This is a genomic window from Paenibacillus sp. V4I9, assembly GCF_030817295.1.
Classification (GTDB): Bacteria; Bacillota; Bacilli; order Paenibacillales; family NBRC-103111; genus Paenibacillus_E.
The window spans coordinates 4,687,688-4,710,781 of record NZ_JAUSZE010000001.1 but is presented as its reverse complement, the minus strand read 5'-3'; the positions used below and the strand labels follow the sequence as shown (position 1 = coordinate 4,710,781).

23 protein-coding genes are annotated in these 23,094 nt (G+C 43.8%); 16 read left to right on the top strand and 7 right to left on the bottom strand.

The window, feature by feature from the left end; all coding sequences use genetic code 11:
- Positions 1 to 66 precede the first annotated feature (66 nt).
- Genes QFZ81_RS22200 through QFZ81_RS22190 form a run of 3 tightly spaced genes read right to left on the bottom strand, consistent with a single transcriptional unit; the run spans position 67 to position 2,725 of the window.
- Entirely contained in the window at positions 67 to 1,596 is a 1,530-nt protein-coding gene (locus QFZ81_RS22200) for an MDR family MFS transporter (RefSeq protein WP_307441401.1), read from the bottom strand.
- A gap of 60 nt (positions 1,597 to 1,656) precedes the next feature.
- Entirely contained in the window at positions 1,657 to 2,379 is a 723-nt protein-coding gene (locus QFZ81_RS22195) for a pentapeptide repeat-containing protein (RefSeq protein ID WP_307441403.1), read from the bottom strand.
- Between the two features lie 16 nt (positions 2,380 to 2,395).
- Complete coding sequence (locus tag QFZ81_RS22190) at positions 2,396 to 2,725, bottom strand: PadR family transcriptional regulator (protein ID WP_307449593.1); 330 nt, start codon at positions 2,723 to 2,725, stop codon at positions 2,396 to 2,398.
- 176 nt (positions 2,726 to 2,901) lie between these two features.
- Between QFZ81_RS22190 and QFZ81_RS22185 the strand changes: the two genes are divergently transcribed.
- The 3 genes from QFZ81_RS22185 to QFZ81_RS22175 all read left to right on the top strand — a co-directional run bounded on the left by QFZ81_RS22185 (position 2,902) and on the right by QFZ81_RS22175 (position 7,561).
- Positions 2,902 to 3,783, top strand: coding sequence for an NAD(P)-dependent oxidoreductase (locus QFZ81_RS22185; protein ID WP_307441407.1), 882 nt, complete (start codon positions 2,902 to 2,904; stop codon positions 3,781 to 3,783).
- Positions 3,784 to 5,512: 1,729 nt separating this feature from the next.
- Positions 5,513 to 6,964, top strand: coding sequence for a catalase KatA (katA, locus tag QFZ81_RS22180; protein WP_307604734.1), 1,452 nt, complete (start codon positions 5,513 to 5,515; stop codon positions 6,962 to 6,964).
- A 105-nt stretch (positions 6,965 to 7,069) separates the two neighbouring features.
- Positions 7,070 to 7,561, top strand: a complete 492-nt coding sequence (locus tag QFZ81_RS22175; protein WP_307604732.1) for a hypothetical protein — start codon at positions 7,070 to 7,072, stop codon at positions 7,559 to 7,561.
- A 2-nt stretch (positions 7,562 to 7,563) separates the two neighbouring features.
- Here the strand turns inward: QFZ81_RS22175 and QFZ81_RS22170 are convergent, their stop codons facing one another.
- The 4 genes from QFZ81_RS22170 to QFZ81_RS22155 all read right to left on the bottom strand — a co-directional run bounded on the left by QFZ81_RS22170 (position 7,564) and on the right by QFZ81_RS22155 (position 11,508).
- Positions 7,564 to 7,776, bottom strand: a complete 213-nt coding sequence (locus QFZ81_RS22170; protein ID WP_307441412.1) for a hypothetical protein — start codon at positions 7,774 to 7,776, stop codon at positions 7,564 to 7,566.
- Between the two features lie 114 nt (positions 7,777 to 7,890).
- Positions 7,891 to 9,012 (bottom strand): Ger(x)C family spore germination protein, encoded by a 1,122-nt coding sequence (locus QFZ81_RS22165; protein ID WP_307441413.1) that lies wholly within the window; start codon positions 9,010 to 9,012, stop codon positions 7,891 to 7,893.
- Complete coding sequence (locus QFZ81_RS22160; RefSeq protein WP_307604730.1) at positions 9,005 to 10,093, bottom strand: GerAB/ArcD/ProY family transporter; 1,089 nt, start codon at positions 10,091 to 10,093, stop codon at positions 9,005 to 9,007. The genes QFZ81_RS22165 and QFZ81_RS22160 overlap by 8 nt, the downstream gene beginning before the upstream one ends.
- An 11-nt stretch (positions 10,094 to 10,104) precedes the next feature.
- Positions 10,105 to 11,508 carry a spore germination protein gene (locus QFZ81_RS22155; RefSeq protein WP_307604728.1) on the bottom strand — a complete coding sequence of 468 codons (1,404 nt, stop codon included), beginning with the start codon at positions 11,506 to 11,508 and terminating at the stop codon, positions 10,105 to 10,107.
- A gap of 228 nt (positions 11,509 to 11,736) precedes the next feature.
- On the opposite strand from QFZ81_RS22155, the gene QFZ81_RS22150 reads away from it, so the two are divergent.
- The 13 genes from QFZ81_RS22150 to QFZ81_RS22090 all read left to right on the top strand — a co-directional run bounded on the left by QFZ81_RS22150 (position 11,737) and on the right by QFZ81_RS22090 (position 22,851).
- Complete coding sequence (locus QFZ81_RS22150; protein ID WP_307604726.1) at positions 11,737 to 12,666, top strand: DMT family transporter; 930 nt, start codon at positions 11,737 to 11,739, stop codon at positions 12,664 to 12,666.
- 120 nt (positions 12,667 to 12,786) lie between these two features.
- Positions 12,787 to 13,269, top strand: a complete 483-nt coding sequence (locus QFZ81_RS22145; RefSeq protein WP_307441419.1) for a YhcN/YlaJ family sporulation lipoprotein — start codon at positions 12,787 to 12,789, stop codon at positions 13,267 to 13,269.
- Positions 13,270 to 13,295: 26 nt separating this feature from the next.
- Complete coding sequence (locus QFZ81_RS22140) at positions 13,296 to 13,541, top strand: hypothetical protein (protein WP_307604724.1); 246 nt, start codon at positions 13,296 to 13,298, stop codon at positions 13,539 to 13,541.
- Positions 13,531 to 14,061: a YitT family protein gene (locus QFZ81_RS22135; protein WP_307441421.1), complete on the top strand. Its 531-nt coding sequence runs from the start codon at positions 13,531 to 13,533 to the stop codon at positions 14,059 to 14,061. The genes QFZ81_RS22140 and QFZ81_RS22135 overlap by 11 nt, the downstream gene beginning before the upstream one ends.
- A 309-nt stretch (positions 14,062 to 14,370) precedes the next feature.
- Complete coding sequence (locus tag QFZ81_RS22130; protein ID WP_307441423.1) at positions 14,371 to 15,015, top strand: chromate transporter; 645 nt, start codon at positions 14,371 to 14,373, stop codon at positions 15,013 to 15,015.
- A 15-nt stretch (positions 15,016 to 15,030) separates the two neighbouring features.
- Positions 15,031 to 15,573 carry a chromate transporter gene (locus QFZ81_RS22125; protein ID WP_307604722.1) on the top strand — a complete coding sequence of 181 codons (543 nt, stop codon included), beginning with the start codon at positions 15,031 to 15,033 and terminating at the stop codon, positions 15,571 to 15,573.
- 222 nt (positions 15,574 to 15,795) lie between these two features.
- On the top strand, positions 15,796 to 17,364 hold the full coding sequence (gene pckA / locus QFZ81_RS22120; protein WP_307441426.1) for a phosphoenolpyruvate carboxykinase (ATP): 1,569 nt from the start codon (positions 15,796 to 15,798) through the stop codon (positions 17,362 to 17,364).
- Between the two features lie 80 nt (positions 17,365 to 17,444).
- Positions 17,445 to 18,056, top strand: coding sequence for a helix-turn-helix transcriptional regulator (locus QFZ81_RS22115; protein ID WP_307604720.1), 612 nt, complete (start codon positions 17,445 to 17,447; stop codon positions 18,054 to 18,056).
- A 15-nt stretch (positions 18,057 to 18,071) separates the two neighbouring features.
- A complete protein-coding gene (locus QFZ81_RS22110; protein WP_307604718.1) occupies positions 18,072 to 18,872 on the top strand; it encodes a pyruvate, water dikinase regulatory protein in 801 nt (266 codons plus the stop codon).
- A gap of 41 nt (positions 18,873 to 18,913) precedes the next feature.
- Positions 18,914 to 19,879, top strand: a complete 966-nt coding sequence (gene glpX / locus QFZ81_RS22105) for a class II fructose-bisphosphatase (RefSeq protein ID WP_307441431.1) — start codon at positions 18,914 to 18,916, stop codon at positions 19,877 to 19,879.
- Positions 19,880 to 20,280: 401 nt separating this feature from the next.
- Positions 20,281 to 21,591 carry an RNA polymerase factor sigma-54 gene (rpoN, locus tag QFZ81_RS22100; RefSeq protein ID WP_307604716.1) on the top strand — a complete coding sequence of 437 codons (1,311 nt, stop codon included), beginning with the start codon at positions 20,281 to 20,283 and terminating at the stop codon, positions 21,589 to 21,591.
- 97 nt (positions 21,592 to 21,688) lie between these two features.
- Positions 21,689 to 22,018, top strand: coding sequence for a helix-turn-helix domain-containing protein (locus QFZ81_RS22095; protein WP_307434631.1), 330 nt, complete (start codon positions 21,689 to 21,691; stop codon positions 22,016 to 22,018).
- On the top strand, positions 22,015 to 22,851 hold the full coding sequence (locus QFZ81_RS22090) for an IS3 family transposase (RefSeq protein ID WP_307434634.1): 837 nt from the start codon (positions 22,015 to 22,017) through the stop codon (positions 22,849 to 22,851). Before QFZ81_RS22095 ends, QFZ81_RS22090 begins: the two co-directional genes overlap by 4 nt.
- Positions 22,852 to 23,094: the final 243 nt, after the last annotated feature.

Sequence of the window (23,094 nt, the reverse complement as noted above, 5' to 3'; positions counted from 1 at the left end):
TATTTCAAATGAAAAGTGCCACTTCATCTACAGGTTTGCTGTAGTTGGAGTGGCACTCTTTTTGTCTTAATGTGACATAGCTGCTTCGGTTTCTTGTGTTGGATCCAGCTTCTCTTTGCTCATCGCGATGGCACAAACGAAGGCAAGAACAGCAGGAAGTATAGTCCAAGCAAAGGTGAGAACGATGGAAGACGATAATGCGGTTGTGATTTTCTCTAGAACTGGCGCAGGAATCTCCATTCGTTTCGCGGGATCAAGCAGCGTATGCGAGTCTCCAGTTGGTATTGCAGCTCCCGTTTGACCTTGACCTGCAAAGACATCCGTCAATTTTCGAGTAAAAGCATGACTCTGAACAATTCCGAATACGGTGATACCCAGCGTCATCCCCAAGGAGCGGAGGAAGTTCAGTGTTGAGGAGGCTGAACCACGCTGCCGTACATCAAACAGATGAATGGCTGCATTACTTAATACCGAGAAGGAAGCACCGATACCAAGTCCGATAATAATCATGTAGATCGTGACAAGCCAACGAGAGGATTCTGGCGATAACGTAGTCAAGAGAGCCGTTCCGACAATAAGGAGGAAGGTCGTTGGAATCATAATCGCTCGATAACTCATTTTATTCATTAAGAAACCGCCGCCTGTTGCCGTTACAACGGAGCCTAACATCATAGGCAGAAGAACTAAGCCAGAATTGGTTGCGGACCCGCCTAAGACACCTTGAATGAAAATGGGGATATAGACAGATGCTGTGATAAAAGCTGCGCCGCTAAAAATGGCAACGGCATTGCTTGATGCATACAAACGATTTTTGAACATCGCAAAAGAGATAATAGGTTCGGCAGCGCGACGCTCTACGAAGACGAAGATGATTGTCAATACCGCAAACAGAGCGAATAAACCAAGGATAAACGCTGAATCCCAAGCGTATTCCTTGCCGCCTAATTCGAGAGCGAACATGAGGGAGACGATGGCACCAACAAGTGTAAAAGCGCCCCACCAATCGATCCTCTGTTTAGAATGTTCAACGGATTCGCGATAGAAGAAAGCAACAAAAACAAGGGAGATCAAACCAAGAGGCAGGTTAATGTAAAATACCCATTTCCAGTTCACATAATCTGTGATGTAAGCGCCAAGAAGTGGTCCGAATATGCTAGACATGCCGAATACAGCTCCGAACAATCCACCAAGTTTACCGCGGCTCTCTATCGGAACGGCATCGAACATAATCGTGAAAGCAACCGGCAGCATGGCGCCGCCGCCGATACCTTGAATTGCGCGATAGACACTGAGCTCTATAATCGAACTTGCTGTTCCACAAAGAATAGAACCAAGCATGAACACGATAACACCAAAGATGAAAAACTTTTTGCGTCCATACATATCGGATAGTTTGCCGAATATCGGCATGCCGGCCATTTCCGCCACCATATAGGCCGAAGTGACCCAAACGAATTTATCCAATCCGCCTAATTCACCGATGATGGTGCCCATGGCTGTGGCTACAATGGTATTATCCATGGCAGCCATTAGGATACCCAGCAATAGCCCGGCGATGACAATACCTAAGCCTTTGTTTTTGTTCTGCGCTACCATAATGATTGTTTTCCTCACTTTCTCTGAATCCGATTTAATTTATTTTCTATAGGTGAGTTCCTAAATGATCGTAACATGACTTAAGTTGGCTTTAAACCCTTTTAACAAAGCATAGGTGCCTCTATCCATCTTGGCGCCATCAAAAATTGTTTTTTTGACATCAGCTTTGAAGGAACAGCTTTGAAATGTGGCATTTCGAAACGATGTTCCTTTGAGATCTGAATGATGAAAAGTAGTTCTTGTAAAGATTAGGTTATCCATACATACACCAGTTAAATCGCAAGAACGGAACTCTACAAGGTGTAACGTACAATTCTTGAAGCTGGCTCCTCTAAGATTGGATTTCGAAATCTTCGCTCCTGTCAAATTAGAACTGTCGAACTTTACCCGATCTAAGTTGCTGCACTTAAAGGAAGCATTGGTTAAGTCTGAATGGCTGAAATCGGAATCCTGAAGATTGCTGTAATTGAACTTGCCATCATGGACTTGGATAGACTTTAGGTCGGATTTTTGCAAATTCTGCATAGAGAAATCAATGCCAATGATTTGTTGGAGCTTCGTGGTGTTTGCATGAATGCTTTCGATCAACTCGGATATTTCGCCGATGGAAGCAATCGTCCTTTGAAAGGCAGCTTCTTCATCGAAGCCATCTTTTTGCAGATCTTGGAGTCTTTCCTGCAAATCAGTTAAAAGCTCTTCTTTTAATTCCTGGATGGGTCTCAAATCTTCATAATGTGAAAAAACATCATTCAAATAAGCAATGAGCCTCGGGTTTGGTTTCATCCATCATACCGCCTTTCTAAATGAGCAAATCGAGAATGGTCTTCGCATGTTCCCAATTTAACTTGTTGATTTTAAAAGCTTCTTTGCCCTTATCGGTAATGCGATAGTACTTTCTACGGCCGCCTTGCGTTTCATCCCCCCAGTAAGAGGTAATGCTTTCTTCCTGTTCTAATCGCTTGAGACTGGAGTACATGGTTGCTTCTTTCAGTTCATATTCCCCGCCTGAAGTAACTTGCACCAGCTTTGAAATTTCATAGCCATATTTATCTCCGGAAATTAAAAGCTTGAGAATAATACTGTCGGTGTGTCCTCGAATGAGATCGGACGTTATTTTCAAGTCAACGATAATCCTCACCTCCTATATTATAATATACAAGAAAATACTATGTCTGTCAAAGTAATTTTATTTTCGTTACACATATAGGTATGAGCTCGGTTTGACCAGATGCACAGACGGTGATAACTTAAGAATGAAACATCATTCGAAATCAGTTACTGTTAAAATGAGAGGTGGCATTCATTGTGGTAATCAATCCGGCACAAACGATTGTAGGCTTAGTAGGAACAGGTGTCATGGGCAAAAGTATGGCAGGCCATTTTATTCAAGCAGGCTACGAGGTACATATATATAATCGAACGAAATCCAAGGCTCAGGAGCTGATAGATCAGGGTGCTCATTGGCAGGATTCACCAGGACAATTAGCGCAGCAATGTGATGTGATTATTACAATGGTAGGCTTCCCAAATGACGTAGAAGAGATTTATTTAGGCGAAAATGGTATTCTTTCTAACACTAAGCCAGGCAGCTACGTAATTGATATGACAACGTCTAGTCCAATGCTGGCCAAACAGATTTATGAAAAAGCACTCGCGCATCAAGTGTTTTCACTAGATGCACCCGTTTCAGGCGGAGATATTGGAGCTAAGGAAGCGAGACTATCGATTATGGTTGGGGGCTCACGTGAAGCTTTTGATGCCATGCTGCCGCTTTTTGAGAAGATTGGCACCAATATTGTCTACCAAGGAGAAGCGGGTGCAGGTCAGCATACGAAAATGTGCAACCAAATCGCTATTGCAAGTAATATGATGGGCGTTGTTGAAGCGCTGGTATATGCGAAGAAATCAGGACTCGAACCTTCGACTGTTCTCAAAAGTATTGAGTCGGGCGCGGCGGGCAGCTGGTCCTTAAGTAACCTGGCACCGCGCATCATCGCTGGGAATTTTGCGCCTGGCTTTTATGTGAAGCACTTCATCAAAGATATGAAGATCGCGCTTCAATCTGCCGAAGAGATGAAGGTGGAGCTGCCAGGACTTTCGCTGGCGAAATCCCTTTATGAGCAGCTAGCAGCGAGCGGCGAAGAAGACAGCGGTACTCAAGCGCTGTTTAAGATTATTGATAAGTAGCTCAAAATGATGAGCTATTGAAGGAGGCATCCCGTGAGGGATGTTTTTTTTTAGATAGCGCGCCTAGCCAAGCTAGACACAACTAATCGATGAAAGTTCAATCGAGGTAAGAGCCAATTCGCCTCGTAGCTGACAGGCAACTGGTGGAGAGATCCTAAACGTCCGGTTTGATGCAGGGGGAGCTGGAAAAGTAAAAGGAGGGCTTTCACCCTCCAATAAAATTTCAGTTCTCTACTCTACTAAGAATTTATATGTTTTATGGTTTGGGGTGAGCGTAGCTTACCCCTATTTAATTGGGCCGCCGAGGAAACGGATGTATTCATCGCTAAAGTGCGGGGAGTGCATGGAAGTGACTTGTTAGTGAGATAAACACGCTTAAAATCGGAGGATCCGTCAGAAACCTCCGAATGTCTGCTGAGGCGATGAAATTCATCGCTAAAGTGTGGGAATGGAGCTATAGCGCAGTGAGAGGTCGAAAATGCACTTTTCAGATGCTCTAAGTAAAGTAGCTTGTTGCGTCCTGAGAAGGCAGAAAAGGCTGTCTCGGAGTATCGAACTGAGCGAAAGTGTCCTGAGACGTCTGAAAAGGACTTCTCAACTGCTGAAAGCAGGCAAGTTAGCGGGTTTGCAACCTGAGAAGGCATAAAGGGGCGTCTCAGAGGCTCGAAAAGAGCGAAAGTAGAGCGAGACGTCAGAAAAGGACTTCTCAACTGCTGAAAGCAGGCAAGTTAGCGGGTTTGCAACCTGAGAAGGCATAAAGGAGCGTTTCAGAGGCTCGAAAGGAGCGAAAGTGGTGCGAGACGTCTGAAAAGGACTTCTCAACTGCTGAAAGCAGGCAAGTTAGCGGGTTTGCAACCTGAGAAGGCATAAAGGGACGTCTCAGAGGCTCGAATGGAGCGAAAGTGGCACGAGACGTCTGAAAAAGACTTCTCAACTGCTGAAAGCAGGCAAGTTAGCGGATTTGCAACCTGAGAAGGCATAAAGGGGCGTCTCAGAGGCTCGAATGGAGCGAAAGTGGCGCGAGACGTCTGAAAAGGACTTCTCAACTGCTGAAAGCAGGCAAGTTAGCGGGTTTGCAACCTGAGAAGGCATAAAGGGGCGTCTCAGAGGCTCGAATGGATCGAAATTGTCCTGAGACGTCTGATGAAGACCTCTCAACTGCTGAGAGGAGGCAAAGCAGTAGGATTTATGATTTGAACAGTATTACAAAGTTTAAGAGTTAATATTTAACTTGGTTATTAGCTTCTCAGATCGCCTGTGTATTCTTGTGAATCTTGTAACCTCTAACGCATTTTATACCATCACCAGCTGGCTTAAGGAGTGATTTTTCAGACATCGATTTAAGAATTCGGCAAGCTTTTCTTGAACTGAGTTGAAGTAATTGGCTTACGTCACTTGGATTAAAACTCTTCCAATCGTCAAAGCCAACGAATTATTTCCTTCTCTATGTAATCGGTTTTAAATTCTGATAAAGACGTCCCACCAAGGTAACGACCCATAAACTGCTGTAGGGTTTGTTGATGGAGGAAGCGAGCTGAAAGCGTGCGCGGGCGCGCCCGGAGGGGAACCAAGCACTTCCTTACCCTGTGATAACCGCAGCATCATATCATGACAGGTTCTCGAATACATATGAATAAGGGAAATGGAAGGTTGTCACATACATAATCCTGTAAGCGATGAAAGCGCTATGCGCAGAGTTCCAACATTTTACTGAAGAGGTGATTCGAAAATGAGTACAGAAAAAAACAAGCTTACGACCAGCTGGGGAGCTCCTGTTGGGGACAACCAAAACTCGATAACGGCGGGTTCGCGGGGGCCAACGTTGATTCAAGATGTCCACCTTTTAGAGAAACTAGCACACTTTAACCGAGAACGCGTACCTGAGCGAGTCGTTCATGCCAAAGGGGCGGGAGCGCACGGCTATTTGGAAGTGACACAAGATTTGACGAAGTATACGAAAGCGAGCTTGTTCTCAGAGGTAGGTAAGCGTACACCGTTATTCGTTCGATTTTCGACCGTGGCGGGTGAGAATGGTTCCTCGGACACAGTCCGGGACCCGCGCGGATTCGCTGTGAAATTTTATACGGATGAAGGCAATTATGACTTGGTCGGCAATAATACGCCTGTATTTTTCATTCGCGACGCGATCAAATTCCCTGACTTTATTCATACACAGAAAAGACACCCCCAAACCCACTTGAAAAATCCAAATGCTGTCTGGGATTTCTGGTCATTATCTCCTGAATCTTTGCATCAAGTGACGATACTGATGTCCGATCGCGGAATTCCCGCAACGCTGAGGCATATGCATGGATTTGGCAGTCACACATTCAAATGGGTAAATGCCGAGGGTGAAGGCGTGTGGGTGAAGTATCATTTTAAAACCGAACAAGGCGTTCAGAACTTAGCTCCAGATGTTGCTGCACAGCTCGCGGCCGACAATCCGGATTATCATACCGAGGACTTGTTTAACGCGATTGAAAAAGGCGATTTCCCTACTTGGAAGCTATGTGTACAGATCATGCCGCTGGAAGATGCGAATACTTACCGTTTTGATCCATTCGACGTCACGAAAGTTTGGTCACAGAAAGACTACCCTTTAATTGAAGTTGGGCGTATGGTGCTGGATCGCAATCCAGAAAATTATTTTGCTGAGGTGGAACAAGCCACATTTTCGCCAGGGACACTCGTGCCAGGAATCGATGTTTCACCAGATAAAATGCTGCAAGGTCGATTGTTTGCTTATGGGGATGCACATCGGTATCGGGTAGGGGCTAATCATCAGACCTTGCCAATTAATCGCCCGCGGAGTGAAGTGAATAACTATCAGCGTGATGGTCAAATGCGTGCCGATAACAATGGTGGGGGTTCTGTTTATTACGAGCCGAACAGCCTTGGCGGACCAAAGGAAACGCCTGCGGATAAACCGGCACCCTACGAGGTGTCTGGGTCGGCGGACAGTGTTGCCTATGATCATCATGATCATTACACGCAACCAGGTGATTTATACCGCTTGTTAAGTGAAGAGGAACGTACTCGTCTTGTTCAAACGATTGTTGGTGCAATGAAACCGGTAGAGTCGGATGAAATTAAGCTCAGACAGATAGGTCATTTCTATAAGGCAGATCCCGAATATGGGATCCGTGTGGCAGAGGGTCTTGGGTTGTCCATACCGGAATGAAGTGAATAGTGAGAGGCAGCTACCTTTTCGCAACAAAAGGATAGCTGTCTTTTTTCTATGACATATGCTGTAGGGAGCAAGGCATAATCCGAAGAGGTGATCAAGGTGGGGACTCGTCTATTATCCGAGCAGCTTGTGAGAAATCGCTTTCCGCATTTAAGATATATCAGAATTCATACGCCTGAAAAGCATAAAGCGACGATCTACGCTTGGAATGGAGATTTGTATTTACCCGACAAGGATGTTCAAATCCTACAACATTATGCAAGCGGTTACTTATATCCCTATGTCAACTTTCAAGTAAAGGCATATAGCGCGGTTCAACCCGATAAAGTTCCACAACTGAAAGAGATACCGGCAGCTATCATCGAAACAGCGATGCGCAGAAACTTGAATCAATATAGCATCTTAGAGGCGATAAACCGATTATTTCCGTATGGTCGTTTAACATTTAACAGATATCAAGCTGCGGATAGTATCATTCATTTTGATTTTCATGCCATTAGATTGCTCCATGATAAGGAAAAAAAGGTCATGTACGATTATTTGCAAGAATTGATTCCACTAGGTTCCTATTGTAAAGTGACTTTTTATTAAGGCTAATAGCTGGAGCGTTCCTCAATACGGAACTCACTTTCATCCCTCAAATAACTCGTTTCGCCAATCTTTACGTAATGAGTCGTATATTTTTCGATCACGCCTGCAGCAATGAAGACAGGAATATCATCCGCTGTATGTTGAATGACTGCTACTGTAACTTGAGATAGCGCAGCCGCGAATAATTCCATATCCGTTGACAGTGTCTTGTTCATTGGGCTTTTCACCTCCGTGCTCCTTGTCTCGTTAAGCCATTCCTCTGATTCTAGCACAGGAATATTAACGTTAAAAGAGCCAGGAACAGTTCAAGCAGCTTTCAAGTTAAAAAGCTATCGAATCATACCGTAATCACGAATTGTGGTATCAACTTCTACTCGGATATCGGCACGGGGGTAAATGGATTTCCAATTCAAATTGTTCCATTTCTCATAACTCATACTGTTACGGACGTAAGTGCCAATACCCAAGTTATCCCCGCCGCTGCGCTGCACATGGCTAACTATCGTTTGTAATTGTTCGCGAATGGCTTCAGACAAATCCTGATCCAAATTTTTTTGCTCTTCCGCTTTTTTGAATGTCGATTTTCCTGTATATTCCAAAATAATGCCGCTTAAGCGAATACGGATAACGACTTGGGGAACGGTCCTTGCACGTTCCTGTTTGTTTACAATCACTTCTCTTTTGCTCGCGATTGAACTAATCATCGCACTTTCTTTCTGTCCCGATGAACGATCCATGAAAGTAATATCGAACTCACCCATTTTTAGGCTTTTATTAAGAATAGAAAACATGACGGTTTGTTCTGCACTGATTTTGCCCATGTAACGATCTTTCTTGAAAAGGGCAATCCCGTCGATTTCAACATTATCACCGTTCACGACAAGCATAGGAGCGATTGGATCAGTACCATCGTCATAATAGTCACGTACGAAACTGTAGAGAGATACGTCAGGAACCTCATGGATTTTGGCCTCTTGGGTTAATAACTGATCAATATGATTTCCGACGGATCGTATTTGAGCATATTTATGGGTCAACATGTCTACAGCACTGCCGTTAACTACGACAATTTTCAGCTTTTCTCCAACGGTATAATCGCGGCGATAGGAATCAAGTTCCTTCCAAATCCCCTGTTTAGCCAAGTCTTTCCCGAACACCATACTTCTCAACTGCCCTGAAACAAGGACTTTGTCAATTTTACGGGACAATTTGCTCCGCCCATCTTTAGGGGATTCAGCTATGGTTTGTAAAATGTCTGCTTGCTGTTTGTCCAGAGTTCCAGCTGACGGGATGGAGATAGCAATAGACACTTCCGTTTCAGAAGGTTTTCCATTCTCTTCATACACGGTGTCCATAGCAACGGCATCAGACATGCCTAATTTCTCAATGCGATTTTGTTCGACACAACCGGTGAGACACAATAGTACGACAACCATAACCCAGCTACGCATAATTCCGCCCTCGATATTTGTTAATTAACAGGACTACCAATAGAAAGATCGGCAGCAAGAAAGCAACACCAGCTTCAGATAATCCAAACAAACCTAACCAATGTTCTGTCTTTTCAAGCGCTGAAGGTATGACAAACAAGGCGGCTAATGGGAAAATTGCAAAAATAACATAAGGGATCCACTGCTTGTTTGAAGCAGGCAGGAGCCATTTTATCGTTTCAATAGCTGCCCAAGCGTATAGGGTATTCGTAATGAGAACTCGCAACAAAGTTATATTAAACACGAGATCATCGATTCGTTTCACAAAGGGGAGTTCCACATACGAGAGCATATTGAGTATAGGATACTTCATATGCTGAAGTTGATGCAGGCTGAAAAAGCCAAAGGAGACAAATGCAGTTAACGTATAAGTAAATGTGGTGATAAGATTTGCAATTTGAAAAGCACGAATCAAGTGTGTTTTCTCGCTAGCGTAAGGAAACAGCAAAAGGCAAAGTTCATAACCCAGAAAGGCTATGTAAACCTCAATCCATCCTTTGAATGAGTGAGTGGCATCCTTAAACCAGAAGGTAGTCATTCGCGATAGATCAAAATCTTTATAGGCATAATTAAAAAGAAAAATATTCCAAATAATGAAATAAAAACAAATAACCGCGGTACTGGAGATACTCATAATGCCCTTAGTTAAAAGTAAGAAAACAAGAATCTCGAACAAAATATACAAATAGGCGGGGTGGAGCGAGGGGAATGATAACGATTTTAGAATTAAAATATATTCTTTACCAACCAAGCTGCCTAGAATTGCCCATAATCCAGCTAGAACCCCGAAAAAAGGAACTAAAATGAATTTCGGTAAAGCGGATTGTGAAATTTCGAAAATAGATCTTCCTTTAGCAAATCGATAAACGAATGAAATGAGCAATAGATTGAAAGCGGCGACGGATGAACAGATAAGTAAAGCTACCCACCCATTTGTACCGATATTCTCAGATAATAGCCGAGGAAGGCTGAATACGACGACACCAGTTTGAGCGAAGTTTGCCATAATGGTGGTCTGATAAAATGGAAGCTTAGCACGCATGAGTGTCTCCTTCATTCGTTCGGATTATTGGTGGGAGGCTTTTTGAGTTTGGTCAAAACTTGTATGGGTGCTCGGATAATAAGTTCTAACCAACGACTTGGTTTCGACGGTGCAATTGGGTATAAATAAGATATGCCAAACATGTTAAACCCCGAAAGTTGAATAATAATAAAGCTGAGTCCAAATATCAGGCCGAAATTTCCAAGGAGACCGGCCATCACAATGATCGCAAATCGCAGCAAGCGGATGGAAGAGCTCATGATATAGCTTGGTATGACGAAGGAAGCGATAGCCGAAATAGCTACCGAGATAATGAGGATATTGCTTGTAATACCAGCCTGAACGGCCGCTTGTCCGATGACGATCCCGCCGACGGTACCGATAGTCGGACCGATTTTGGTAGGTAAACGTGCGCCTGCTTCACGAAGCAGCTCGATGGTCATCTCCATGACAATAGCCTCTAAAAGAGGCGAGAATGGCACTTTGTTACGGGATTCCATTAAATTTAACAGCAGGGATGGTGGAATCATTTCATAATGATAAGTAACTAAAGAAACATAAAATGCAGTGAAGCAAAGTGTGATGAATAAGGCAATGAAGCGTAGAATACGAACCGCAGAGGCAACGGCCCATGGTTGATAATAATCGTCAGGCGATGAGAAAAATTCAATAAACGAGGTTGGTGCGCTGAAAGCAATTGGACTCCCGTCGAGCAGCCCCACTATTTTGCCGCTTGTCAGCTTGTCAGCCATATGATCAGGTCGTACACTTGTCAGGAATTGAGGGAAAATCGATAGTTTGTTAGGTGTTAAGTGTTGCACGAGTGTATTCGTATCATAGATTGTTTGGATATCAAGGTTTTCAATCATTTGGCTTAATTGCTGCACTTGTGTGGGATCGGCTAGTTCCTCCAAATAAAGCAGAACCATCGTCGTTCCTGTTCTTGTACCGATGGTGAAGGTGATCGCTTTTAATCCAGAGTCCTTGATACGCCTCCGAATCAAAGACAAATTTGTGCTTAGCGATTCGGTGAATGAGTCCATGGGACCATTAATGACGCTTTCAGTCTCTGAATTTTGAATGGATCGAGATTCAGGCGCGTAAGCTTCGTGTAAGTAGCCCCTATTTCTATAATAAATAGCGATATTGCCAGCCAAAATGCCAGTAACGAGTTCGCTTGCTTGCGGCTTATGTTTATAGGATGATTGGCTCAGGATAGCGACCATATCGGCATCTTTGTCACTGAAAGGCTCTACGGCATCTTTTCTTAAAGCCTCTGAGCTGACAAGGTGACTGAAATAAATGATATCGATTTGCTGTAGCGGGAGATGCAGATGAGATAAATCCGAGCAATCACTGAGCAATTGCAAAGTTTGCTCTAGCAGACTATGATCACTCTTCAAGTCTCCGTTCATGCTAACCGTTCTCCTTTCCCGCTGTGGATATGGATTACCCAATATTTCCATTCTTTATTATGGTTCTTTTTCGAATGCACTATTCGAGTTGACGGAAAATATCCCAACTAAGTGTCTTATTTTTTTCCATACATTGCCTAGTGGGTTGAATCATATGTTATCATGATAAATGAATATGTGATTAAGTGAATGAACCAAGAGTTATTCAAAAAAGGAGCTCAAATCTATATGATCAAACATTCCCCCTACATTCTGCTAGTTCTCGCCACATGTATATGGGGAGGCAATTTTGTTGCTGGCAAGGCGCTTGTTCTTCACATTCCGCCGATTACGCTGGCTGCATTACGTTGGAGCATTGCTTTTATTTGTCTTCTTCCTTTCTTCGGTAGGCAGGCTTGGCAGCTAAGAACTGAATTTCTCCGCAGCTGGAAAATGATCCTTTTTCTGTCCGCAACCGGTGTGGCAGGATTCAATACGTTAACCTATGTGGCAGTCCAATATACGGGTTCGATTAATGCATCGTTAATGAATTCGGCCACACCCATCATGGTTGTACTTTTAACCTGGTTAGTTATGAAAGAGCGCTTCGCTTGGTCGGCTTTACCTGGAATTTTGGTGTCCATGGCTGGTGTGAGCTGGATTATTAGTCGGGGGAGTGTGTCCGCGCTGTTGAGTCTTTCCTTTAACAAAGGCGACCTGTTCATGCTAGTGGCCGTTCTGTGCTGGGCTCTATATTCGGTGGGTATGAAAAAGATGTCAGGGCGATTCCCATCCAGTCCTTTTTTACTGATTCAAATGACTGTGGCCTTAGTGCTGCTGCTTCCGCTTTCGGCAGTGGAATGGGCGCTGAAATCGCCACACGTTGATTGGAGTCCGCCTCTTGTAACAGGTCTTATTTATATTGGTTTGTTTGCTTCGATTGTTGCTTTCTTGAGCTGGAATCGAGCCATTGAGCTTGCTGGGCCTCAGCGTTGTGCGGGTTTTCTGAATTTGATTCCGATGTTCAGTGCCATTTTTGCAACTGCTTTTACCGGGGAAGCGTTAAGGATGTATCATCTTTTAGGGGCTATATGGATCGTGGTTGGGGTATATATCACGAATTATGCAATTAAGAAGCAGCAAATGAAAGGCGCAAGAATAGAGATAGCCAAAACCTAGCGGAGCTTCCGCTAGGTTTTTTACATGAATCGATTTTCTTCAAATGATTGAAATGAATATGATTATGATTGGTAAAGCATACTAAACACAATCACATATATACAAAAGGGGCGTAATAAGATGCTTGTAACCAAAGGTTCCCAAAAATTTTTAGTTTTAACTGTAGCGACCATGTCTATATTTATGTCAGGATGTACAGCTAACCCAAATAACGTTAAACAGCAAGGTACACCAATCAAACAGCAACAGGTTCAACAAACAAGTAATGAAGATAATCGCATCCAAATAGCGAATGAAGCGGCAGCTAAAATTGCAAAGCAAGACAGCGTAAAACAAGCAAATGTGCTGGTAACCAAAAGAAATGCCTATGTTGCAGCTGTGCTAAAAAACGACCAACCATTAACACGGGATATAGAAGACCAAATTGCAAATCAAGTCAGATCAACGGATCCGAATATCCAGAATGTTTACGTCTCAACAAATCCAGATTTGGCGAACCGCTTCAATACTTATGTACTTGATGTTCAACAAGGAAGACCTGTTGCAGGTTTTGTTGAACAGTTTAGTGAGATGGTATCTAGAGTTTTTCCTAACGCCAAATAATTTCTTATTAGGGATGGAAATATTTTATGAGCAGGCAGTCGGCATTTTTACTGGCTGCCTGCTCGTTTTCGGGCAGGGCTCGTCCAGTATGTTCTGAATTGTCCAAGGAACGGGCGCTAGCCGTGTTTGGCATTGCAAAAGATAAGATTCTTTTATTTCTGTTACCAGCATATGAATCAGACAAGCCTTTTACAGGAGCTGGTTTGTTTGCCTTCGTTACAAAAACACGTTGTAATCATTTTGGGAAGTTTACTGATCTCAATGGGTATTAATTTTTTTCTGATGCCTTTTAAGGTACTAGATGGCGGGCTCATTGGAATTGCCCTTATTATCAATTATTTGTTTGGACTCAAAGTGGGACTTATTATGTTTTTGTGCAGCATTCCTATTTTTATATTGGTATGGTTCCATTACAGTGACATGTTTTACAACAGCATTTATGGGTTGTTTTTTTCTTCATTCGTTATCGATTTTTTAGTGCCATACCGTGATCTTTTCTTATATTATGTGGATTTAACAGCATTCAGCAGTTCCTTGATCGGCGGATTTATTGTGGGTACTGGAATAGGAATTATGCTGCGTTATGAAACCAGTACCGGAGGGACGGATTTGCTGGCTCAATATTTTTCAAAGTGGGTTCCTATAAATGTGGGAATAATTATTTTTATAATCGATGGTATGATTATCTGCCTTGGAGGACTACTGCTTTCGGCTGAAACATTTCTGCTCTCCATCCTTACAATTACCGCAGGCGGGATAGCTACTAGTCTTTGTACGATGAAATTGAAATAGCACTGGAGTGCCAAAAAACTGCGTCCCCTACAACCGTAGAGAACGCAGTTTTTTGTTTTTATCTATTTTCTTCAAATGTGCATGATTGCGGTGGAGGAGATTAATAGTGCCGATAGCGTCTGAAGCCTATCTTTCAACCAAAATATATTAAACTTAGCGTAATAATCGGGATAATCGGGATGATCGGGATTGAATTGGACGTACATCCTACATTATAAGAGATAATGAGAGAAAAGATTAAATCTTTTGATTGGACAATAAGTGATCTTTAGTTCAAAATAGAATTAAGTGCAGGGGAGGTCAGCCAACATGCCGATGAATAACTTTCGTCATTTACTACGTATTTTTTGGACGTTTCTTCGTATCAGTCCACTTACATTCGGTGGTGGTTATGCCATGCTACCTGCTATCCAAAGAGAAGTTGTCGTTACGAACAAGTGGATGACCGACGATGAGATGTCGGAACTGCTTGCTATTTCAGGTGCCGCTCCAGGCGGTGTAGGCGTTAATGTATCAGCTTTAGTAGGGTATCATTTGGCAGGAATAAGAGGAGCAGTAGCAGCCGTCATCGGCATTACGCTTCCTACTTTTTTTATTGTGATACTCCTGAGTATCATTTACTCATTTCTTCAAGGTTATCCCAAAATGCAAGCCATTATGGAAGGTATCCATGCCGCTATTGTAGGATTGATCGCTGCCGCTGCTTACAAAATGGCGAAATCCTCAATTATAGATAAAATGACGCTAATAGCCACAGTTTGCACCGTTCTTCTGCTGCTCTTCCTACCGATTTCACCTATTTTAATGATTATATTCGGTCTATTGGTCGGGATTGCCGTTGTTTTCCTGAAACAACGCTGGGGAATGAAGAACCCGATCAAGAAGCAAGAGGACTCTATGTCAGGGGACAAAAGCAATCGTACTGCCGACTTTTACTTCGCAGACGGGATTTGAGGAATGAGGTGGATTATGCTCTTAAGTTTGTTTATTACTTTTTTTAAAATTGGCATTATCTCCTTCGGTGGCGGTTACGCCATGATACCTGTTATCCAGCGCGAGGTGGAGAGGCATCAATGGCTCACTTCAGATGATTTTAATAACGTTATATCCTTAGCTGGTACTGGACCCGGGCCTATAGCAACGAATAGTGCCACTTTAATCGGTTTTCATACAGCCGGTGTACCTGGTGCTATTGCAGCTACGCTAGGAATGGTGCTGCCTTCACTCATCCTTATTATTGTATTAGCCGCTTTCTTGTATAAATGGCACGCGAATAAATGGTTTAAATCTTCTTTCTATGGTTTGAAACCAGTCGTAACAGGCTTTATCATTTTTGCAGCGATACACTTCGGGTGGTCGGGGTTAGGTTCAGTGAAGTACCAAATATCATGGGACCAAATTGCGACGGTGCTTATTGCGGTAGGTGCCTTTCTGGCAATTATTAAATATAAGCTGCATCCTTTTATGGTCATCGTATTTGCGGGTGTTATGGGCATTGTTTTTTTTCAGTAATTTATTAAGCATCTTCTTACAGGACTCTCTTTTCATTCCTTCAGATGGAGTGAAAGAGGGTTTTTTCGTATTATTGTGTATTATTTGTGTCGAATAGTGATAAAAAAATATTTTACGTGCTATAAACAATATTATATTCACTTATTTCGTTATATAATGTACACTATATAATAAATAGAACACACTATATAAATAAGCCTTATTGAAGAGAGGAATGGGAGAATGAGCATAGAACTAAAGGTTGAACAGCTAAGAGCAGGTGCCACCCACAATAATTTGTCAGTGTCAGAGCTAATGAGAATGAGCATCGAGCGCAAAGAAGGATCTTTCGCATCTTCCGGAGCGCTTCAAGTGAACACTGGTAAGTATACAGGGCGTTCTCCCAAGGACAAATACATTGTAAATGAGGCTTCAGTAACTGATCATATCGATTGGGGAGCTGTGAATCAGCCGATGTCGGAGCAGCAATTCGAGCGGCTGTATCAAAAAGCGCAAGACTACATGGCGACGAAAGAATTATTCATCTTTGATGGTTTTGCAGGAGCAGATTTGGCATACAGGCTGCCGATTCGAGTTGTCAATGAGTATGCTTGGCACAATTTGTTCGCCCGACAACTGTTTATTCGTCCGAGTAAGATTGAACTGATGGCACATAAGCCTGAGTTCACAGTCATTGCTCTGCCGGGGTTAAAAGCCGATCCACTCACTGACGGTACCAGGTCAGAAACTTTCATCTGTCTCTCCATGGAGAAAAAGATCGTACTGATTGGTGGTACGGAGTACGCGGGTGAAATGAAGAAATCCATTTTCAGCGTTATGAATTATATCTTGCCTGGTCAAGATGTTCTACCTATGCATTGCTCGGCCAATGTTAGTGAAGAAGGAAATGTAGCCTTGTTCTTCGGGTTATCTGGCACGGGGAAAACGACACTTTCGGCTGACCCGAATCGCCGTCTCATTGGCGATGATGAACACGGCTGGTCAGAGACGGGTGTGTTTAATTTCGAGGGAGGCTGCTACGCAAAATGCGCTGGCCTTACCGAGGAGAAGGAACCGCAGATTTGGCAGGCCATCCGATTCGGCACTGTTTTGGAGAATGTGGTGATTGATCCAACGAGTGGCGTTGCCGATTACGGCAATACGCAGATCACGGAGAATACACGTGCAGCCTATCCGTTGGAGTATATCCCAGGAGTTAAGATTCCTGGAACCGCTGGTCATCCTGATGTCATCATGTTCTTGACGGCAGATGCTTCCGGAGTTCTGCCTCCCATATCCAAGCTGACGAAAGAACAAGCGATGTACCACTTCTTGTCTGGCTACACGTCAAAGCTCGCAGGTACGGAACGCGGAGTTACGGAACCGGAAGCCACATTCTCTACTTGTTTCGGGGCGCCTTTCCTGCCGCTTCGTCCTAACGTTTATGCACAAATGCTGGGGCGTAAGATTGAAGAACATAAAGCCAATGTGTACCTCATTAATACAGGTTGGGTTGGCGGTTCTTACGGCGAAGGCAAACGGATGAACTTAGTCTATACAAGAGCGATGGTTACAGCTGCTCTAAATGGCAGCTTGGAGAAGACGACTTTCACAGAAGTACCTTTCTTCGGTCTGTTATGTCCTGATGCGGTACCAGGGGTCCCGAGCGAGCTCTTGCTGCCAAGGAACACTTGGCAAGATCAAAGTCAATATGACGCCAAGGCGAAGGAATTAGCGCAGCGTTTTATCCACAACTTCCAAAAATTCGCGGATGTCGATGAACGAATCATCACTGCTGGACCTAAGATTTGAAACGAGGTCTAGATGAGTTAGAATAGATAGGACATGTATTATGAAGGGAGGGAAACCTCATCGAGCTTACATCCCGACAGATGGAAATTATTGATCTCGTCAAAAAGCATGCACCCATTACAGGGGAGCGAATTGCTGAATTGGTTGGAATTAGCCGTCCGACCATTCGTTCCGATCTTGCTGTTTTGGTTATGCTTCGCCATATTGATGCTAAGCCAAAGGTTGGATATTTCCTAGGAACAGCTGCTCTTGAAGTAGATTCACCATTCAAGCATATAGAAGCTGTAAGAGTAAAGGATGTTATGGGAATCCCTATTGTTCTAAGGGAAACCGTCACCGTAAGCGATGCTGTAGTAACTCTTTTTCTCGAAAATGTAGGAAGCTTGATAATTGTGAATTTGCAGGGGGCTTTAGCAGGTATTGTTACACGGAAGGACTTGCTAAAGGTGACGCTTGGGCAGGCGACGGCAAATACGATGCCCGTTTCACTAGTCATGACAAGGCATCCGAATGTTGTGACGGTAAACCCGGAAGACAGTGTATTAGAAGCAGCGCGGAAAATGATTCATCATCAAGTGGATGGGCTGCCTGTGGTTAAGAGTGAGGCTGATCAAGAGCCAGGTGAAGTGGTTGGCCGAATTACGAAAACAACAATGACCAAATTGCTGCTTGATGTAGCGCTGGGGACTTAATCAGGGGGAGTGTAAGTGGGAGAGAAGATTCATACGATTTTCGTTTGTTCGGATTCAGTGGGGGAAACGGCGAATACTGTCGTACAAGCAACGATCCGCCAATTTAATGCAAGCCAAGTGCAAGTCAGGCGTTTCGGATCTATCCGAACGGAAGATGAAGTACGTGCTTTAGTAGAAGAGGCAGCGAAAGTGGATGGGTTCATTGCTTATACGCTAGTACTACCTGAACTTAGAGAGATGATGCGGCAGGAAGCCATACGTTTAAGTGTAAATGCCATTGATATCATGGGACCCATGATGCAGGCTTTCATAGATACCTTTAAGGGTTCTCCGAAGCGGAAAGTCGGTCTGCTTTATCAGCTGGATGAACAATATTACCAGCGAGTGGAAGCGGTCGAGTTCACTGTAAACAGTGACGATGGCAAGGACCCAAGCGCTATGAAGCAAGCGCAGATTGTTTTAATTGGACCTTCCCGAACCTCCAAAACGCCACTCAGCATTTATTTGGCGCACAAAGGCTATAAGGTGGCGAATTACCCGCTTGTTCCTGAGGTAAAGCCGCCTGCAATTATATATGAGCTAGACCCGAGTAGATTGATTGGTTTGACGATGAGTCCTGAACATCTGGTACGTATTCGTACGGAACGTCTGAAAGCGGTTGGACTACCTTTTGGCGCTAAATATGCGACAGGGGAGCGAGTCGAAGAAGAGCTGGCATTCGCAATGAAATTATATCGTGAGCTTGGTTGTAAGATCATCGATGTAAGTGAGAAAGCCATTGAAGAAACGGCTGGTCTGATTTTGGCAGACAGATAGCCAGGAAGCCGACATTTCCTAATAGAAAGGATGAATGATGTATGCAAAGAGATTTGTCTCTGGAAATTGTACGAGTAACAGAGTCTGCAGCTTTGGCGTCCGCACGTTGGACGGGAAAAGGGAATAAACACAGCGCTGACGAGGCAGCAACTTCTGCTATGCGTTCTATTTTTAGCTCCATTCCTTTCCGTGGAACGGTTGTCATTGGTGAAGGTGAGATGGATGAAGCCCCGATGCTGTTCATCGGTGAGTCTGTAGGAAATGGGTTGGGTCCCGAATATGATGTGGCTGTTGATCCGCTCGAAGGTACCGATATTGTAGCTAGCGGCAGGAGCAATGCCCTTTCCGTGGTAGCCATAGCTGAGAAAGGGAACCTGCTGCATGCACCGGATATGTATATGGAGAAGCTGGCAGTAGGACCGCGGTTGGTTGGCAAATTGAATTTGGATGACCCCCTCGAATTAACGATTAGAAAGGCCGCTGTTCTGTTACAAAAAGAGATAACAGAGCTGACCGTTTCCATCTTGGATCGCAAAAGGCATGCAGAGAAAATCCTTGTTTTAAGGACGCTAGGTGTCAAAATTCATTTACTGAATGATGGCGATGTTGCGGGTGCTATGGCTGCGGCTTTCCCTGAAACGGGCATTGATCTACACGTGGGTTCCGGAGGCGCACCGGAAGGGGTACTCGCCGCGGCTGCACTACGTTGTATGGGAGGCGAATTTCAAGGACGGCTTCTCCCAGAAAATGAAGAAGAGATACAGCGGTGCAAGGAGATGGGGATTGTTGATCCCTCCAAAGTGCTTGGAATGAGCGAGTTAGTAGGCGAATCCGACATTTATTTCGCTGCAACCGGTGTAACCTCAGGAGACTTTCTGAGCGGAGTTAAATTTCTATTTGGCGGTCATGCAGAAACACATTCGGTCGTTATGAGGGCGCAAACTCAGACGGTCCGTTTCATCCAATGCGTGCACCAGATGCATGAGTACCACCTCGGGAGCGCCTGAGCAGACATACTGAGGACCACAATCAACGCATGCAAAGAAATCTCTCTTTCGTATAAGGAGAGATTTCTTTGTGTTTAACAATGGATCAACATTTATGTGATATTGTTTCTATTGGCACGATTATTGCTAGATAAAAGATAAGAAATCTATATTTGTGTTTATAACATGGTAGTATGAGGAAGGAGAGTCTATGGATATGCATGCTAAAAGTAACTTTGGTGGAAAAAGCGGCATCATTCGTCTGGAGATGTTAGGTAGGCGAACTGTAGGACGTTTCCATAAGCCAAATGGGTTTAAATAGAGCTATAATTGATTTATAATATTCGTAAGCGTTTTCAAACAAAGTGACTTATGCTCACCACGAAAAGTGTTGCCAAGGCAGAACTCAAGGAGGGACCGGTATGAGAACAGGCCAAAGTCTAACACAAGTACAGAACCAGAAGCTAACGATGACTCCTGAACTGCAACAGTCCATTCATATATTGCAATTATCAAGCTATGAGTTGTCGCAATACCTCCAAGAGCAAGCCTTGGAAAACCCCGTACTGGACATCGAATCTTTCACAAGTTCTTATTTGAAATCGGATAAATCTTCACAAATGGCGGGGTCAATAACAGATCCGCTATGGAAGGCGAAGGCGAGGGAGGAAACCTTGGAACAGTGGCTTCTTAGCCAACTGCGGATAGCAGGAGTTTCCGATACCTTATATCAGACAGCAGCCTATCTGGCAGGAAATTTAGATGATAAAGGTTATTTACCCCTTTCCATTACGGAAGTAAGCTCGTTTTTGAATAAGCCTAGCGAGGCTGTCGAAGAAGCGCTAGCTTGTCTACAGTCGCTGGATCCGCCGGGTGTAGGAGCGAGAGATTTACAGGAATGCTTATTGCTGCAGATTTCTAGGGATCACGCCGCACCGTATGGCACTTTTGAAGTGGTCAACCAATGTATGCCGCAGCTTGCTCAGATGAAGCTGGATAAGATTGCGCTGCAGTTAGGTGTAACACTCATACAAGTGAAGGATATTGTCACGTATATTCGCAGTTTAAATCCACGACCTGGTATGGCCTTCGGCTGGATCGAAGAATCTTATATTACTCCCGATGCTACCATTTATAAAGAACAAGGGAACATCGTGATCCAAATGAATGCGGGTGCAGTTCCCAAGACCTCAGTCAATAAGGACTATTATAGCCATATCCAGCATGCAGGTTGTAAAGAAGCAGTTTCCTTTCTGAAAGAAAAATGGAAAACAGCGGATTGGATTGTGCGCAGCTTGGAACAGCGGAAGATGACTCTGTACCGGGTCATTCGGGCTATTTTTGAAGAACAGCTGGCGTTTTTAGAGATTGGCGAACGTGGCATGAAGCCCTTAACCTTAAAAATGATATCCGAGAAGCTTGACCTCCATGAATCTACGATAAGTAGGACGGTACAAAACAAGTACATTCGTACCCCCTACGGAGTGCTTGAGCTAAAATATTTCTTTTCCTCGGGGCTGCAATCGGATGTAGGTGAACTAACGTCTATCAAAACAATCAAGATAAGAATCAAGGAACTCATATCACAGGAACATAAGAAACAGCCTTATTCCGATCAAAAGGTTGTAGAAATCTTATCGGAAGAGGGCATTCGAATTTCACGCAGAACGGTGACCAAATATCGTGAAGAGCTGCATATTTTATCTTCTGCACTGCGTAAGAATATTTTGTAAGCAAAAACCCGCCAGAGGTAATTGAAGTGCACCCTTTAGAATAGACATTGGAAAAACCCTAGGGTTAAACCGATGAAATTCTAGGGGGTGTTTTTTTATGGCTTTGAAAGGGCAAAAGTTTAAGCATTATCCTGAATCACTTAAGATGGAGGCAATTCGTCTTCACACGGTGGAGGGCTGGAGTCAGAGGTCCATTGCTATTCATTTGGGAGTTCAGGATAAAGATCGAATTAAGGTATGGGTGAGGAAGTATCGGGAAGTTGGAGACACCGCATTTAAGGATGGTCGGGGAGATCCAAAACGAACGGAGACCGAACAAGAGCGCGAACTCCGTAGGCTACAATTGGAGGTAGACGTGCTAAAAAAGTGGTTACAAATCTTGAATCAGGAGGTGCATACTGTAAGCACATCGTTGTCGACCAAATGAAGAACAGACAAAGCATAAAAGGATTATGCCAATACCTTGGCATCAGTCGTAGTGGATACTATAGCTATCTGAAAAGAAGCAACCATGATCCTGACGAAGATCTGAAACTGCAAATTACAGCCATATTCGAACGGCGTAACAAGACTGTCGGCTACCGACGCGTACAGGATGAGTTGTACCGCCAGCATGGCCTTGTGGTTAATCACAAGAAGGTATTGCGTTTAATGCAGGAGCTGGGCATTCAGGCTGTTATCCGCCGCAAATATGTTCACCGTACAAGTCAGCAAGCAGCCGTAGAGGATGGCCGAATCGCAGAGAATCTGTTACAACGGAATTTCAATGCAGACGCCCCCAATCTAAAATGGGTAACCGACGTAACCCAGTATCGGGTATTGGATGAAAGAATCTATCTGTCAGCCGTTAAGGATCTCTGGAATAACGAAATCATTGCCTACCATATAAGTAGGAACAACGACAATCCACTTGTTCTAGAGACCTTTAAGAAGGCATTCAAAAAACATAAAGACGTGACTGGATTGATCATTCACAGTGATCAAGGAAGCCAGTACACGTCTCATGCTTATCACGACATGCTGCCACAGGTTGGAGCCCAAATCAGCATGTCACGCCGAGGAAATTGTTATGACAACGCCTCGATAGAAAGCTTCTTCTCTCATCTTAAAGTCGAAGCACTCTATCCCTATGATATACGATCTATTGATGAGGCACAAAGGCGAATCGAGGAATTTATCCAATTTTACAATGAAGATCGTGCTCAACGAAAACTAAACAAGCTGACACCGGTTGAATACCGGCGCCAGCTTGTTGCATAGGGCTTTTTCCAATGTCCACTAAACGGGGTCTTGACCAAATTTCTCTTGGCGGGTTTTTCTTGTCTTTAAATTATGCAAAAGGTAGTCATTATTCAAAAATGCATATTTGTTGGTCAGTCCCAAGAGAATCAAACGGGTGAATAAGCGCTCATATGGAAGTTAATCTTCATCCGCCTTCGATGTTACGCATTGGCACTGTTCTTGCTGATATATAAAGATATAAAGAAAAACTACATTTAATGA

Coding starts and splice junctions, on each gene's coding strand:
- QFZ81_RS22150 (WP_307604726.1), top strand. CDS start 11,737: ATGATCAAACATTCCCCCTACATTCTGCTAGTTCTCGCCACATGTATA.
- QFZ81_RS22170 (WP_307441412.1), bottom strand. CDS start 7,776: ATGAACAAGACACTGTCAACGGATATGGAATTATTCGCGGCTGCGCTA.
- QFZ81_RS22090 (WP_307434634.1), top strand. CDS start 22,015: ATGAAGAACAGACAAAGCATAAAAGGATTATGCCAATACCTTGGCATC.
- QFZ81_RS22125 (WP_307604722.1), top strand. CDS start 15,031: ATGCTCTTAAGTTTGTTTATTACTTTTTTTAAAATTGGCATTATCTCC.
- QFZ81_RS22195 (WP_307441403.1), bottom strand. CDS start 2,379: ATGAAACCAAACCCGAGGCTCATTGCTTATTTGAATGATGTTTTTTCA.
- pckA (WP_307441426.1), top strand. CDS start 15,796: ATGAGCATAGAACTAAAGGTTGAACAGCTAAGAGCAGGTGCCACCCAC.
- QFZ81_RS22115 (WP_307604720.1), top strand. CDS start 17,445: ATGGAAATTATTGATCTCGTCAAAAAGCATGCACCCATTACAGGGGAG.
- QFZ81_RS22140 (WP_307604724.1), top strand. CDS start 13,296: ATGAGCAGGCAGTCGGCATTTTTACTGGCTGCCTGCTCGTTTTCGGGC.
- QFZ81_RS22135 (WP_307441421.1), top strand. CDS start 13,531: ATGGGTATTAATTTTTTTCTGATGCCTTTTAAGGTACTAGATGGCGGG.
- QFZ81_RS22160 (WP_307604730.1), bottom strand. CDS start 10,093: ATGCGTGCTAAGCTTCCATTTTATCAGACCACCATTATGGCAAACTTC.
- katA (WP_307604734.1), top strand. CDS start 5,513: ATGAGTACAGAAAAAAACAAGCTTACGACCAGCTGGGGAGCTCCTGTT.
- rpoN (WP_307604716.1), top strand. CDS start 20,281: ATGAGAACAGGCCAAAGTCTAACACAAGTACAGAACCAGAAGCTAACG.
- QFZ81_RS22155 (WP_307604728.1), bottom strand. CDS start 11,508: ATGAACGGAGACTTGAAGAGTGATCATAGTCTGCTAGAGCAAACTTTG.
- QFZ81_RS22165 (WP_307441413.1), bottom strand. CDS start 9,012: ATGCGTAGCTGGGTTATGGTTGTCGTACTATTGTGTCTCACCGGTTGT.
- QFZ81_RS22095 (WP_307434631.1), top strand. CDS start 21,689: ATGGCTTTGAAAGGGCAAAAGTTTAAGCATTATCCTGAATCACTTAAG.
- QFZ81_RS22130 (WP_307441423.1), top strand. CDS start 14,371: ATGCCGATGAATAACTTTCGTCATTTACTACGTATTTTTTGGACGTTT.
- QFZ81_RS22200 (WP_307441401.1), bottom strand. CDS start 1,596: ATGGTAGCGCAGAACAAAAACAAAGGCTTAGGTATTGTCATCGCCGGG.
- QFZ81_RS22145 (WP_307441419.1), top strand. CDS start 12,787: ATGCTTGTAACCAAAGGTTCCCAAAAATTTTTAGTTTTAACTGTAGCG.
- glpX (WP_307441431.1), top strand. CDS start 18,914: ATGCAAAGAGATTTGTCTCTGGAAATTGTACGAGTAACAGAGTCTGCA.